Origin of the sequence: Streptomyces sp. F63, from assembly GCF_018070345.1 — a bacterium.
In the GTDB taxonomy this organism is placed as follows: Bacteria; Actinomycetota; Actinomycetes; order Streptomycetales; family Streptomycetaceae; genus Streptomyces.
Genome location: NZ_JAGPXX010000036.1, coordinates 1 through 13,341 on the forward strand (window position 1 = coordinate 1; position 13,341 = coordinate 13,341).

The window sequence follows — 13,341 nt, forward strand, 5'->3', positions numbered from 1 at the left end:
GGCAGAGACTGACCATCCGGAGACGCCGGAGGGGGGCCCCCCCCACCCCGGGTGGGCGGGGGGGGGGGGGCGCCGCGGCGGTTCTCTGCTGCCGTTCCGCTGCTGCGGCCCGCCGGCGCCCGTGCCGGTGCCGCGCGGGTCGCGTCCGCCGGCCGCCGTGGACACGGACGGTCCCGGACGGGCCGGATGGGCCCGGGCCGGCCGGGTGAGCGGGGTGACGGTCCGCGGCGGCCTACGGCTCGAACTTGTAGCCGAGACCCCGCACGGTCACCAGGTAGCGCGGGGCTCCCGGATCGGGCTCGATCTTGGCGCGCAGCCGCTTGACGTGGACGTCGAGGGTCTTCGTGTCCCCCACGTAGTCGGCCCCCCAGACCCGGTCGATCAGCTGCATGCGGGTGAGGACGCGGCCGGCGTTGCGCAGCAGCATCTCCAGCAGGTCGAACTCCTTGAGCGGGAGGTCGACCTTCGCGCCGGAGACCGTGACCACGTGCCGGTCGACGTCCATCCGCACCGGCCCCGCCTCCAGGGCCGCCGGTACGACCTCCTCCGGCTCTCCCCGGCGGCGCAGCACGGCCCGGATGCGCGCGACCAGTTCGCGGGAGGAGAAGGGCTTGGTGACGTAGTCGTCGGCTCCTATTTCCAGACCGACGACCTTGTCGATCTCGCTGTCCTTGGCGGTCACCATGATGACCGGGACGTTGGAACGGCCGCGCAGCTGGCGGCAGACTTCGGTGCCGGGGAGGCCGGGCAGCATCAGATCGAGCAGCACCAGGTCGGCGCCGTTGCGCTCGAACTCGTCCAGCCCGTCGGGTCCGGTGGCCGCGACGGCGACCTCGAAACCCTCCTTGCGCAGCATGTAGGACAACGCGTCGCTGAACGATTCCTCGTCCTCGACAACGAGCACTCGGGTCACGAAAGGACCTCCGGTCTGTTCTGCGAGCGGCGCTGCTCGGCGCCACCGCGGTGTGGGTCGGCACCCCCGCGTCGTACGGGGATACGGGGGGTTGGCGCGGCCCCGCTGAACACGGCTTCGGGGGCGGCGGTGGTGTCGGTGGTGTCGGTGGTGTCGGGGAGGCCCGCGGGGGCCGTGCTGCCGGGCCGGAGGAGGCCGGCCGGGATCACGGGAGTGCCTCCGGAGCGGAGAGCGAGGCCCGGGGGAAGGGCTCGAAGGAGGTGTCGTCCTCGTCGAGGTCGTCGTCCGGCTCCGTCAGCGGCCGGTCCGGGGTGTGGAGGACCTGGGGCTCGCCGTGGGCCGCGAGTCCGCGCTCGCCGGGGCCGGGCTCCTCGCGCCCGGATGCGGCGCGGTCCCTGCCGTGCCCGGCCTCGGGGAGCCGGAGGGTGAAGGTGGATCCCTGGCCCTCCGCGCTCCAGACCGTGACCTCTCCGCCGTGGGACGCGGCCACGTGCTTGACGATGGCCAGGCCGAGGCCCGTCCCGCCGGTGGCGCGCGAGCGTGCCGGGTCGACGCGGTAGAAGCGCTCGAAGATGCGCTCCCGGTCCTTCTCGGAGATCCCGATGCCCTGGTCGGTGACGGCTATCTCGATCATGTCCCCGCCGGTGCCGGCGATGCGGCGGGCGGCGATGCCGACCCGGGTGTGCGCCGGGCTGTAGTTGACGGCGTTCTCCACGAGGTTCCCGAGGGCGGCGGCGAGCTGGCCGCGGTTCCCCCAGATGGCGAGGTGGGCGGTGCCGCCCGAGGCGATGGTGATCTGCTTGGTGCCGGCCTGGTGGCGGCAGCGGTCGATGGCCTCGGCGACCAGCTCGTCCACCCGTACCGGCTCGGCGTCCTCCAGGGGGTTGTCGTTCTGCACCCGGGAGAGGTCGATCAGCTCCTGGACGAGACTGGTCAGACGGGTGGCCTCCTTCTGCATCCGCCCGGCGAAGCGGACGACCGCCTCCGGATCGTCGGAGGCGTCCATGACGGCCTCCGACAGCAGGGAGAGGGCCCCGACCGGGGTCTTCAGCTCATGGCTGACGTTGGCCACGAAGTCGCGGCGCACGGCCTCTATCCGGCGGGCCTCGGTGAGGTCCTCCACCAGCAGCAGCACCAGCCGGGAGCCGAGGGGGGCCACTCTGGCGGAGACGGCGAGGGCCTCGCCGCGGCCGGTGCCGCGCCGCGGCAGGTCCAGTTCGACCTGCCGTATCTCGCCGTCCCGGCGGGTGTCCCGGGCCATCTTCAGCATGGGTTCCACGGCGAGCTTCCCGCCCCGGACGAGCCCGAGGGCGTAGGCGGCGGAGCTGGCCTTGACGACGCTGTCGGCCTCGTCGAGCACGACGGCCGAGGAGCGGAGCACCGAGAGGACGGTGTCCACGCCCGGTGGCAGCACGGCCTCGGTGTGGAGGGAGCTGCGGGTGGGTTTGGCCTGCTCCCGCTCGCTCCAGCGGAACGCGAGCATGGCGATGACACCGGTGCAGACCCCGGCGATCGCTGCCGTGGCGGCTACCGCCGCGTTCACGTCCATGAGTCCAGATTAAGCGGGTGCGGAGACACCTCCACAGCCGTCCGGGGACCGTCTCGGACAGTGGTTGCCGAGAGTTCACCGGCAGGTCGGTGCTGATTCATTCCCGCGGACCCGGCGTGGGCGGGAAGGAGGGGGAAGGGGCGCGCGGGAATCCGCCCACGCCGTAGCCGCCTCCGCACGCCGTCCCGGGGCAGGTGAGCCGGGGGGTGGGGCGGAAACGGGCCGTTGCCGAGAGTTCACCCCCGCGCCCACGGTGGTTCATCCGGGATGCCGGAAGCCGACGCGTGGGCACACCAGCGTGGCACCGTGGGGGCCGGCAGCCTTCGCCGGGCGCCGGGCCGCCGGTACGACCGGCGGACGGCCCGACGCGGGATGTACACAGGATTCGCAGGTATCGCAGGATTTCGATGGAAGGAAAGCGCGATGCGGGACGCATACCACGAGGAACTGGACTCGATCGGTGACGACCTGGTGGAGATGGCCCGACTCGTCGGCTCCGCGATCGGCCGGGCCACGACGGCCATCCTCGACGCCGACCTCAAACTCGCCGAGAGCGTGATCGCGGCGGACGAGAAGGTCGACACGCTCCAGCACGAGCTGGAGGCGAAGGCGATCACCCTGCTCGCGCGCCAGCAGCCGGTCGCCACCGACCTGCGGATCGTCGTCACCAGTCTGCGGATGAGCGCGGACCTGGAGCGCTCCGGCGACCTGGCACAGCACGTGGCCAAGCTGGCCCGGCTGCGGTTCCCGGAGACCGCGGTGCCGCGGGACCTGCACTCCACCATCCTGGAGATGGGGCAGCTGGCGCAGCGGCTGATGGCCAAGGCCGCCGAGGTCATCATCACCAAGGACGTGGACCTGGCGCTCCAGCTGGAGCAGGACGACGACGCGATGGACCTCTACCACCGCAGCCTCTTCCAGCACCTGATGGACGACCGCTGGAAGCACGGCATCGAGACCGCCGTCGACGTGACCCTGCTCGGCCGCTACTACGAGCGGTTCGCCGACCACGCGGTGTCGGTCGCGAAGCGGGTCGTCTACCTGGTCACCGGGGAGCACGCGGACGAGCTCACGGCCGAGGGGCAGGACGAGGGGGCATAAGCGCCCGGGGCCCCGGGCCGGTAACCGGACGGTGGATGCGCCGACGCGGGCAGAGCCGGCCGGACGGGTTCCGGGCGGCCGTGCCGGCCCGGAGCGGCCTGCGACCACGGCCGGGAGCGGAAGCGACCCGTGGGACCACGGCCGGGACGAGCGGGGCAGGGGGCGTGAAGGGCGGACCGCGGACGGCGCGAGCGCATCGCGCGGGACGCCCGGGCTCCGGGGACGGCGCGAGTGCTCTCACGCGCCCTTGCTGCGCCCGCCGCAGCAGGTGTCCAGTGGTCGGCAGGACCGCTGCGGGTCCGCCGCGGACACCGCCGCGGACCCGTCGCGGGCCGGGTCAGGTCCAGCGCAGTCGAGGAAGGGTACTCATGGCCGTTTTCCCGACCACACCGTCACCGACACCGACCGTTCGCGAGCCAGGCGTCACCAAGATCCCGCTGCCCCTCCTGGGGGCCTGCGGCTGCGGCTCCGGGTGCAGTTGCGGCTGCCAGAGCGGCGGCCCCTGCCAGTGCGGCGGCAGCTGCGGCTGAGCATCGCGGCCTCCCGGCCGTACAGCCCACGAACCCCCGCGCGCCGGGCCGCCCGGCGACCGCAGCGATGGGTCGCGCGCGGTCGCGGGGTGGGGCGGCCCTGACGCGCGGGCCCTCGCCGGGAGCGTGACGCGCGGCCCCGGCCGGGGTTTCTCCTCCGGCCGGGGCCTGCGTCTTCGTCGTCGCCGGGCGGCCATCGCGGGGAAGCCGGGCGGCCATCGCGGGGAAGGCGTCGCCGGGCCCGGGCGCGCACGACGTCCCCGCCGCGGAGCGCGCCGGCCCGGCGGGCGCCGGCGCCGGCCTCAGCGGCTCGCGGAGTCCAGCGCCGACTGGAGCGACCTGCGGTAGCCCTCGCTGGTGTACGTGGCCCCCGAGACCGTGTCGATGTCGGCGCTCTGCGCGGTGACGGCCTCCCGGGTCAACCGCGGGACGGCGTATGCGCTGATCCGCCGGTCCTTCGGATTCTCCTGCGGGGTGACGACCGCGGTGACGCCGGTGAGTCTTCCGTCCTCCAGCGTGACCCGGACCTGGACGGAACCGTATCGGGTCCGCACCCGGTCTCCGGTGAGGGTCCGGGTGCCCGAGACCGAGCCGCCCCGCCCGGGCACCCCCCTCGGCGTGCTCGCACCACTGGACGGCGCGGGAGAGTACGTGAACCCCCCGGCCGCCGGCGGTGTGTGCGGCTTCAGCGACAGCAGCAGCACCATCCCGGAGACGGTCGCGGCGCTCGCCAGCACGATGCGGCGCAGCGGCCGGTTCTTCCTCAACGTGTGCACGCGGGCCTCACAGCTCGAAGGACTCGTGGTGGATACGGCGGTCCGGGACCCCGGCGCCGCGCAGCGCCTCGTACACGTGCTGCGCGAACCCGTGGGGGCCGCACAGATACACGTCGTGCGCCTCCAGACCGGGCACGGCCGCGCGCAGGGAGCGGGCCGTGATCTCGGGGCGCCGGCCGTGCGGACCGTTGAGCGCGTAGAGCACCGTCGCCCCGCGGCACCGTGCGACGGCCTCCAGTTCGCCGCTCAGGGCCAGGTCCTCCGCCGTGCGGGCGCGGTAGACGAGGGTGACGTCGCCGGGCAGCGTCTCGAACAGGGCCCGCAGTGGGGTGATGCCGACGCCGCCCGCGACCAGCAGAGTCCTCGAGGAGGTCCGCCGGTCCGCGGTCAGCGCCCCGTAGGGGCCCTCGGCCCATACGCGGGTGCCCGGCCGCAGCCGGGAGACGGCGGCGCTGTGGTCGCCGAGCGTCTTGACGGTGATGCGCAGCCGGTCCGGGCGCGGTGGCGCCGACAGGGAGTACGGCGTGGAAGTCCAGCGCAGGCCCGGGGTGAGGAACCGCCAGCGCAGGAACTGCCCCGGCCGCGCACCCATCTCGGGCAGCCGCCGGCCCCGCACGACGACGGAGTGCACGCCCGGCGCCTCCTCCCGCACGGAGTCGACCCGCAGCCGGTGCCGCAGGTTGAGCCGGATCGGAGTGAGGATCCGGAACCACACCACGAGCGCCGCGGTGCCCGAGTACAGCGCGTACCAGGCGGCCCGGGCCGGCGGGTCGCCGGCGAAGTCCGAGCCCAGGGCGAGTTGGTGGCCGAAGGAGAGGAAGACCGCGGCATACGTGAGCAGGTGCACGTAGTACCAGAACTCGTGGCCGGCCCGGCGGCGCACCGCACGCACCGAGACGATCCCGACCGCGCACAGGAGGGCGGTGCCGGCGGTGGCCTTGAGCATCTCCGGGTAGTCCAGGACCACCGTGAGCGCCTCGTCCGGAATCGGCGAACCGTCCTGGGCGGCGTACCCGAGCACGGTCAGCACGGCGTGTACCACCAGCAGGGAGATCGTGTAGCGGCCGGCCATGGCGTGCCAGCGCGCCACCCGGTCCGCTCCGATCCCCCGCTCCAGGAGCGGAACGCGGGCCATCAGAGCGATGAGGACGGCGGAGGCGTACCCGCACAGCAGTCCCGCGATCCGCCCGGCGCCCGTCAGCCAGCCCGCGAGGCCCACGACGGACCCCGTGCCGTGCCACCACAGGGCGATCACGGCAGCGGCCCCGCCCCACAGGGCGACGAGCACGGGGCCGGCCGGGGAGCGGCGCCGCACGGGCTCCGGGTGGCGGGTCTTCTGCCGCGCGTACACCGTCGTCATCCGCGGATCCCTCCGATGCTCGTCCGTACGTCCCCTCGGCCGTCCGGGACGACACTGTGCCGACACAACCTCTGAGCCGGCTCTCAGCACACGGTGGGCGGTACGGCTCGCCGCAGGTGGGAAGGGGCGCCGGGAGGCCGGGCGGACGGGCGGCCCGGCGGACTCAGAGCGAACTCAGAGGCGGGCGGAGAAGCCCGGGCCCCGGGCAGGGCTGCATCCTGGTATCCGAGATGAACACTCACCGCCCCCGCGGCTCCGGCCGCCCCGCGCTCACCCGGACCGATGGCACCCCGCTCCGGGTCCTCGTCGTCGACGACGATCCCGACCTGGCGGAAGTCCTCTCCGGAGCCCTGCGCTACGAGGGCTGGGAGGTCCGCACGGCCGGCGACGGCCTCTCGGCTGTCGCCGAGGCACGGAGGCTGCTGCCCGACGCGGTCGTCCTCGACATCATGCTGCCGGACACCGACGGCTTCGCCGTGCTGCGCTCGCTGCACGCCGTGCGGTCCGACGTCTGCGTGCTCTTCCTCACCGCGCGGGACGCCGTCGAAGACCGCATCGCGGGCATCACGGCGGGCGGCGACGACTACGTGACCAAACCGTTCAGCCTCGAAGAGGTCGTCGCCCGACTGCGCGGGCTGCTGCGCCGTGCCGGTATGGCCCGGCAGACGGAGGACGGGCCCCGGCTGGTCGTCGGCGACCTCGTCATGGAGGAGGAGGCCCGCGAGGTCACGCGCGGTGGCGAGCTCATCGAGCTGTCTCCGACGGAGTTCGAACTGCTGCGTCTCCTCATGCGCAACCCGCGGCGTGTGCTCAGCAAGGGGCTCATCCTCGACCGCGTATGGTCCTACGACTTCGGCGGGCGGGCCCACGTCGTCGAGCTGTACATCTCGTATCTGCGCAAGAAGGTGGACGCGGGCCGCCCGCCCATGATCCACACGGTGCGGGGCGCCGGGTACGTACTGAAGCCGGTGGTCCGGTGAGGGCCGGGCCGCGGCAGCGTCCCGGGGGCCGTCCGCCGCGGCCGGCGGCGAGGCGGCGGCTGCCGCGTCCGCCCCGGCCGCGCACGCTGCGGCCGCGCACGCTGCGCGCCCGGCTCACCGCCGGGCTCGTCCTCCTGCTCGCGGTCGGCTGCGCGGCCATCGGGGTGGCCGCGGTGGTGGAGCTGAACGGCTTCCTCACCGGCCGTCTCGACCAGCAGCTGCGGGAGGCGGGCGCACGATTCCCGGCAAGCCTGGAGCACGGCGGGCGGCCACCGTCCGACCACGACGGCGACGAGAACGGCGACACCCGCCGCCAGGCCGCCGGAACCTTCGGCGCCCGGCTGGCCGGCGACACGGTCACGCACGCCGCTGTGGTGGCGTCCGGCAGCGGTACGGGGTCGGTGACCGTCTCGCTCAGCGCACTGGACAGGGGGAAGCTCGCCGGGCTGCCGGCCGATGGCGCGGGGCACACGGCCGATCTCTCGTCCCTGGGCGACTACCGCATGATGGCGACCCGGGGTCAGGACGGCGATGTCCTGGTCACCGGGCTGCCCATGGAGCCCGTGGAGGCCGCCGTCCACCGGCTGGAACTGGTCGCGGCCGTTGTCTTCGCCGCGGTGCTCGCCGCAGCCGGCGTCGCGGGAGCACTGGGGGTGCGCCGGTCGCTGCGACCGCTCAGCGAAGTGGCCGCGACCGCCACGCGGGTCAGTGAACTACCGCTCTCCAGCGGCGAGGTGGCGTTTCCGCCGCGCGCGCCCGAGAGCGATCCGCGCAGCGAGGTGGGACGTCTCGCCGGCGCCTTCAACGCGATGCTCGGCCACGTCGAGGAGGCGCTGACGAAACGGCAGGCGAGCGAGGAGCGGCTGCGCGGTTTCGCCGCCGACGCCAGCCACGAACTGCGCACACCCGTGGCGTCGATCCGCGGCCACGCCGAACTGGCGCTGCTGCACCCGGACCCGGTGCCGCGGAAGGTGGTGCGGGCGCTGGAGCGCATCGAGGCGGAGGCGGCGCGCATGGGCGGGATGGTCGACGACCTGCTGCTCCTCGCCCGCCTCGACGCGGGACGCCCGCTGGCACGCCTCCCCGTCGACCTGACGCGCCTGGTCCTGGACGCGGTGACGGACGCGCAGGCCGCGGGCCCGGGACACCACTGGACACTGGAACTGCCCGAGAAGCCGGTGACGGTGACGGGCGACGACCACCGGCTCCATCAGGTACTGGCCAACCTGCTGGCCAACGCGCGTCTGCACACACCCGCCGGCAGTACGGTGACCGTCTCGCTGGGCACCGAGGACGGGACGGCGGTGCTGAAGGTCCACGACGACGGGCCGGGCATCGCCGCGGGCGTCCAGCCCAAGGTCTTCGAACGCTTCACCCACGCGGACCACCGCCGCACCAAGGACTCGGACGAGGGCACGGGGGCCGGCCTGGGGCTGTCGATCGTGGCAGCCGTGACGGAAGCCCATGGCGGAAGCGTCGCCCTCGACAGCGTCCCCGGCTCGACCACTTTCACCGTCCGGCTCCCCGCCGGCCCCCGATGACCGGAACCGCCACGCCCCCGAGCCCTGCCCGGCCGAACACACCCCGGGGGCCAGAGTGGTCCCAGGCCGTGAAAACGCCTCCCATCCGCGCCGTAGGCGCAGGCGGGAGGCATGATCACAACAGCTGCTACTTCTTGCCCTGGGTCTTGCCAGGGATCTTGGTGAGCTGGCTTTTCGCTGCTCAGCGGCAGTGGGCCCGTGCGCCTGGTGGTCGTCGTTGGTCGTCATTGGCCATTGTCGAGCGGCCTCGGACGGCCCAGGGACGGCCCAGGCAACGATCCGTCGGCTCTTTGGTCGGCCTACGAGCTGACGGGCAACTCCTTTGCTCGCTGGCGTGCTTGGGCCCGTATCTCCTTCAGGCGGCTGTGGAACGCGTTGTGGCGGTTCTGGTCGAGGTTCAGTGGTAGGTCGAGCTGAGAGATGAGCTGTGACTCCAGGTCCCAAGGTTCGCTCCGCTCGATCCAGCAGACTCGCGCGTTGTCCGCCATCCACTGGCTCAGGGTGGCTTCGCCCGTCTTGCCGAAGGTCATTCGCTTGCCGCTGCCAACGCGGCGCAGCTCAAGGCCGAGCAGGCAGCCGAGGGTGAGCCGTAGGGTCGAGCCGGCCGCGTTGCCCCGGTAGTGGTAGCGCACCCGCTTGCGCAGGTTCTGCGTGCTGGTCCGGTTCGCCATGTACCGCGGTGCTATCCCGACGTAGAGCAGGCGCCCAGCGCCCAGGTCCGAGTGGGGCGGCTGCACAAAGTGCCACCCGTAGACCCCTGCCGCCGCCGGGACAGGGCTCGGACGCACCAAGACTTCCTGCGCCGACCACAACCGATGGGGACTGACGAGAGCGGTCGCTTCCACGAAGCCTCCAGACGTGCCGCAACTGACCGTCGCAGGCTACTGGTCAGCGCCGACAGGGCATTCGGGGCTGTGCAGTCGCGTGACATCAGCTTGGGAAGCCTGGCGCCCCTTTGTTGGCGGTCTCTGCTGGTCACCGGGCACGCAGCGGCGCCGAGCCTGCTGACGGCCTTCTACACCGCCGCGAACTGCGAGTGACCGTGGTTGACCGCTCGATCTGGCACGGATCTGGCACGCGGACCGCATTCCCGCACCCTCAAGTTCGACCCTGGCAGTCGGCGAGACCCGTTTCGATCGACGCCGAGTCACCAGTTTGGAAGATCGCGTACGCGGATGCTCGCTGACCTGGCGAGGCGCTGACCTGTCCGTTCCTTGCCGAGTCCCCGTGGTTTACAGTGCTGCCCTCTCGGGTGCTGCTGTATCGGGCACGCGGCGGACACGCTCAGTCGTCGGACCGTTGATCTTCATGGGTTCGGGGGAGGGTCAGTGAGATAGACCACACAGCGGCCAGCATGCCGACGCCGTAAGGCAAACCGTCCCACGGCTGCGGCAGCGACTTCTGGAGCCATGTGGTCGCCGCGAAGATGAGCACGAGTACCAGGATCAGCAAAGGGCGCCGGACGACGTGCCTGACTATCGCGAGGAACGATGCGCCGAACTGCGTCAGTCTCCCTGGCTTCATGTCCGGGACTGTAGCGCCGCTTCTTCTCACCTGCACCAGCCCACCACTCACCCCAGCTCCCATCCCGTCTGCCGTCGACCCACACACCCGTGGAGCGGGCTTGGCCCCTGGTGTCCAGGTGGAGCGCGCCACTGTACGAACGACCTGGACACCAGGGGCCAAGCCCGCTCGGCTTGCCCTGGGTCGACGGCAGACGGGATGGGAGCTCCCTCGCGCACCACGACGGACGCGCGGGCGCACACGGAGCCGCCGCCATCCCGGAGCCTGAGCGCCCCCGCCGGAGGCATCTCTGTGACGGCTTGGTCCTGGTGCTCGCCCTCATGCCCTCGGGCCTACGTCGTGGTCGCGCGGCCGGCGGACGGCGGCGCTGAGCGGGACGGAGGCAGGAGCGGGCGCGGCCGCCCGCCGGCCGCGCGCCCGGCGGAGCGGTAGCGGAGCCGGGTGACTTGAACCCGTGGAGAAGGTTGTAACTCAGTCGGCTGTTGTGGGTCGGAAGAGCCAGGCGCAGTGCGGCAAGTTGGTGTTCTGGCGGTGTGCCATGGGGAGCAAAAGCACTGGTCGGGCTGTCCATGTGACGTGGGTGCCGTGGCTGTTGACCGACACGGTGCAGGGTTCGCCGCTGTGTAAGGCCGTGGTGGTTGCGGTGCGGCCGTCGTGGAGCCAGTCCCAGGCTTGTGCCGCTGCTGCTGGTTCCAGTCCGGAGGTGATCGTGCGGAGTGCGACGGCGATCCAGCGGACTGCCTGCGGGGCCGAGTAGGTCTCGATCGAGGCCAGGAGCGCGGGTCGTTGTGTGCAGCTGGGGCTGTCGGTCCAGCACTCGCACCAGTAGCCCGGGACGGGTTGTGTCATCGGGCCTCCGGTGGGTGGGCTACGAGGACGTAGCGGCATTCCTCGTCGTGGAGGGTGAGTTGGTAGGCCGTACCGGCGGCCAGGTAGGCGAGGGCGCGTTCGTGTTCGGCTTCGTCGGTGAGCCAGTGGCGGCCGGGCTGTGCGTGGGGCGGGTCCAACTGGTCGGTGATGTCGCGGGTTCGGTCGCGGAGCCAGCGCAGGGCCAGGCGTGGGCTGGTGGCCGTGTGGGCGCTGAGCGGGATGGAGGTGACCGCGTGCAGGGGGTAGGCGGTGGCCCAGCAGCGGTACGGGGTGTGCTGTCCGGCCGTGGTGGTTAAGGGGTGCTGGGGGCCGGAGGTCAGCACGGGAGGTCTCCGGGGCGGAGGCCGGTGAAGAGTTCGGCGGTGACGGTGCGGCCCTGGTGGCTGTCGTGGATGACGACGCGGTGGGCGAGGGCGGTGACCATGGCCAGTCCGCGGCCGTGTACGGCGTCCTCGCTCGGGTGGCCGGCCTTCGGGGTGGATGCGGTGCCGCCTGCGTCGGTGACCGAGAGGGCGATCACCTGGCGCCAGACGGCGAGGGCCAGGTGGAAGCTGCCGCAGGGGTGGCCGCTGGCGGTGTGGAGGACGGCGTTCGCGCTCAGCTCGCTGACGATCAGCTCGGCGTCGTCGGCCCACGGTGAGCCTTTGAGAATGTCCCGGGTCCAGCGGCGGGCCCGGCTGACCTCTTCGGGGAATCCTGGGCAGATCAGTCCCCAGACCCGCGGACTGCTCGTATACTCGTGCATACAAGTTCCTTCGTGCTGGTAGGCCGCCATGTGCAGCGGGTTCGGGCTAGACGAGTTTCACGCCGTCGTGAGCGCGTATGGCCGGCGGGGCCGCTGCATCCATGGCATCCAGGACGCGGATCGCGTATGCCTCGTCGGCGAGGTCGGAGACTTCTTCGCGGGTGACCCAGCGCAGTGCGCGGGTCTCCTCACCGGTGGTGGGCGTGCCGTCGGCGGCCTGGCAGCGGAAGACCAGGGAGACGATCAGGCCCTTCATGTTCTTGTAGACGCCGGTCAGGGTCGCGGGAAGCGCGATCTTGATTCCGGTCTCTTCGAGGACTTCTCGCTGAAGGGCTTCGGGGATGGTTTCCTCGCGTTCGAGGACGCCGCCCGGCGGTTCCCAGTGGCCGTTGTCGCGCCGCTTGATCAGCAGGGCCCGGCCCTGGTCATCAATGATCACTCCAGCAACGCTCACGGAGTGCGGGCGATCAGCAGTCACGTCCCTTGGCCCTTCATAGCTGGCTAGGCTCTCAACCGTAGCAACAGAACTCGGCCACTCGTCTAGATACCTAAAGGAGTACCTGTGAGCCCTCTTCCCAGCGGCGTGCTCGGTGCGCTTGATCCGACCAGTGATCGCGCCGTTTTCCGGCAGATTGCCGATCAGCTGCGTGCGGCGATCGACAAAGGCCGCTTCAAGGAGGGCGAGAAGCTGCCGTCCGAAGCCGAGCTGGTCGATCATTACGGCGTCTCCCGGATGACCGTTCGCAACTCCTTCTCCATCCTCCAGGGTGAGGGCCTGGTCCACTCCGAGCACGGGCGCGGCGTCTTCGTGCGACCACGTCCGCCGGTGCGGCGATTGGCCTCCGACCGCTTCGCCCGGCGCCACCGGGAGCAGGGGAAGTCGGCGTTCATCGTGGAGGCGGACGCCGCGGGCAGCCGTCCGGAGGTGGACAGCCTGGAGGTCAAGGAGGAACGGGCGACACCCGACATCTCCGCCCGGCTGGGCTCGGTGCGCCGGGTGCTCGCGCGGCGGCGCCGGTATCTGCTCGACGGCCGGCCGGTGGAGTTCGCCACCTCGTACCTGCCGCTCGACCTGGCACGGGACACCCCCATCGCCCAGCCCAACCCCGGGCCCGGCGGCATCTACGCCCGGCTTGAGGAACTGGGGCACCGGCTCGACCACTTCGAGGAAGAGATCAAGGCCCGGATGCCCTCCCCCGCCGAAACCAAGACACTGCGCCTGGCCTCCGGCGTGCCCGTGATCCACCTGATCCGCACCGCCTACGACACCGAGGGGCGGGCCGTGGAGGTCTGCGACACCGTGATGGCGGCCGACGCCTACGTCCTGTCGTACCAGCTCCCGGCGACGTGACGGGCGGTGCGCGAGGCCATTTCCCCGGACTCGTACACCCCGACCCGCACACTCGTATAGACGAGTGGGCAAGTTGTGTGGCAAGGTGTCTGCGCGCCCGG

General features: G+C 72.0%; 13 protein-coding genes. 4 read left to right on the forward strand and 9 right to left on the reverse strand.

The annotated features are described in order from the left end of the window. Positions 1-232: 232 nt before the first annotated feature. Positions 233-913 (reverse strand): response regulator transcription factor, encoded by a 681-nt coding sequence (locus KBZ10_RS25410; protein WP_030546079.1) that lies wholly within the window; start codon positions 911-913, stop codon positions 233-235. A gap of 205 nt (positions 914-1,118) precedes the next feature. Further along, positions 1,119-2,462 (reverse strand): cell wall metabolism sensor histidine kinase WalK, encoded by a 1,344-nt coding sequence (locus tag KBZ10_RS25415; protein WP_210990062.1) that lies wholly within the window; start codon positions 2,460-2,462, stop codon positions 1,119-1,121. Between the two features lie 423 nt (positions 2,463-2,885). Between KBZ10_RS25415 and phoU the strand changes: the two genes are divergently transcribed. Next, positions 2,886-3,563 (forward strand): phosphate signaling complex protein PhoU, encoded by a 678-nt coding sequence (gene phoU / locus KBZ10_RS25420; protein WP_210990063.1) that lies wholly within the window; start codon positions 2,886-2,888, stop codon positions 3,561-3,563. A gap of 832 nt (positions 3,564-4,395) precedes the next feature. On the opposite strand, the gene KBZ10_RS25425 is transcribed toward phoU, so the two are convergent. Together KBZ10_RS25425 and KBZ10_RS25430 are read right to left on the reverse strand one after the other, a co-directional pair. Continuing rightward, complete coding sequence (locus KBZ10_RS25425) at positions 4,396-4,869, reverse strand: FMN-binding protein (protein ID WP_210990064.1); 474 nt, start codon at positions 4,867-4,869, stop codon at positions 4,396-4,398. 7 nt (positions 4,870-4,876) lie between these two features. Next, positions 4,877-6,229 (reverse strand): ferric reductase-like transmembrane domain-containing protein, encoded by a 1,353-nt coding sequence (locus tag KBZ10_RS25430; protein WP_210990065.1) that lies wholly within the window; start codon positions 6,227-6,229, stop codon positions 4,877-4,879. Positions 6,230-6,459: 230 nt separating this feature from the next. Here KBZ10_RS25430 and KBZ10_RS25435 point away from each other — a divergent pair, with 230 nt between their 5' ends. Together KBZ10_RS25435 and KBZ10_RS25440 are read left to right on the forward strand one after the other, a co-directional pair. Then, complete coding sequence (locus KBZ10_RS25435; RefSeq protein WP_210990066.1) at positions 6,460-7,209, forward strand: response regulator transcription factor; 750 nt, start codon at positions 6,460-6,462, stop codon at positions 7,207-7,209. An 86-nt stretch (positions 7,210-7,295) separates the two neighbouring features. Then, positions 7,296-8,750, forward strand: a complete 1,455-nt coding sequence (locus KBZ10_RS25440; RefSeq protein ID WP_374223419.1) for a sensor histidine kinase — start codon at positions 7,296-7,298, stop codon at positions 8,748-8,750. A gap of 299 nt (positions 8,751-9,049) precedes the next feature. On the opposite strand, the gene KBZ10_RS25445 is transcribed toward KBZ10_RS25440, so the two are convergent. The 5 genes from KBZ10_RS25445 to KBZ10_RS25465 all read right to left on the reverse strand — a co-directional run bounded on the left by KBZ10_RS25445 (position 9,050) and on the right by KBZ10_RS25465 (position 12,343). Further along, the gene (locus KBZ10_RS25445) at positions 9,050-9,421 is read right to left on the reverse strand and encodes a GIY-YIG nuclease family protein (protein ID WP_247702981.1); all 372 of its coding nucleotides are present in this window, start codon (positions 9,419-9,421) and stop codon (positions 9,050-9,052) included. A 613-nt stretch (positions 9,422-10,034) separates the two neighbouring features. Continuing rightward, positions 10,035-10,274, reverse strand: a complete 240-nt coding sequence (locus KBZ10_RS25450) for a hypothetical protein (RefSeq protein ID WP_210990068.1) — start codon at positions 10,272-10,274, stop codon at positions 10,035-10,037. Positions 10,275-11,119: 845 nt separating this feature from the next. Next, positions 11,120-11,467 carry a hypothetical protein gene (locus KBZ10_RS25455; protein ID WP_210990069.1) on the reverse strand — a complete coding sequence of 116 codons (348 nt, stop codon included), beginning with the start codon at positions 11,465-11,467 and terminating at the stop codon, positions 11,120-11,122. Beyond that, positions 11,461-11,889, reverse strand: a complete 429-nt coding sequence (locus tag KBZ10_RS25460; protein WP_210990070.1) for an ATP-binding protein — start codon at positions 11,887-11,889, stop codon at positions 11,461-11,463. The genes KBZ10_RS25455 and KBZ10_RS25460 overlap by 7 nt, the downstream gene beginning before the upstream one ends. A gap of 46 nt (positions 11,890-11,935) precedes the next feature. Continuing rightward, positions 11,936-12,343 (reverse strand): NUDIX hydrolase, encoded by a 408-nt coding sequence (locus KBZ10_RS25465; RefSeq protein ID WP_210990112.1) that lies wholly within the window; start codon positions 12,341-12,343, stop codon positions 11,936-11,938. A 108-nt stretch (positions 12,344-12,451) separates the two neighbouring features. Here KBZ10_RS25465 and KBZ10_RS25470 point away from each other — a divergent pair, with 108 nt between their 5' ends. Further along, positions 12,452-13,240, forward strand: a complete 789-nt coding sequence (locus KBZ10_RS25470) for a GntR family transcriptional regulator (protein ID WP_210990071.1) — start codon at positions 12,452-12,454, stop codon at positions 13,238-13,240. Positions 13,241-13,341 lie beyond the last annotated feature (101 nt).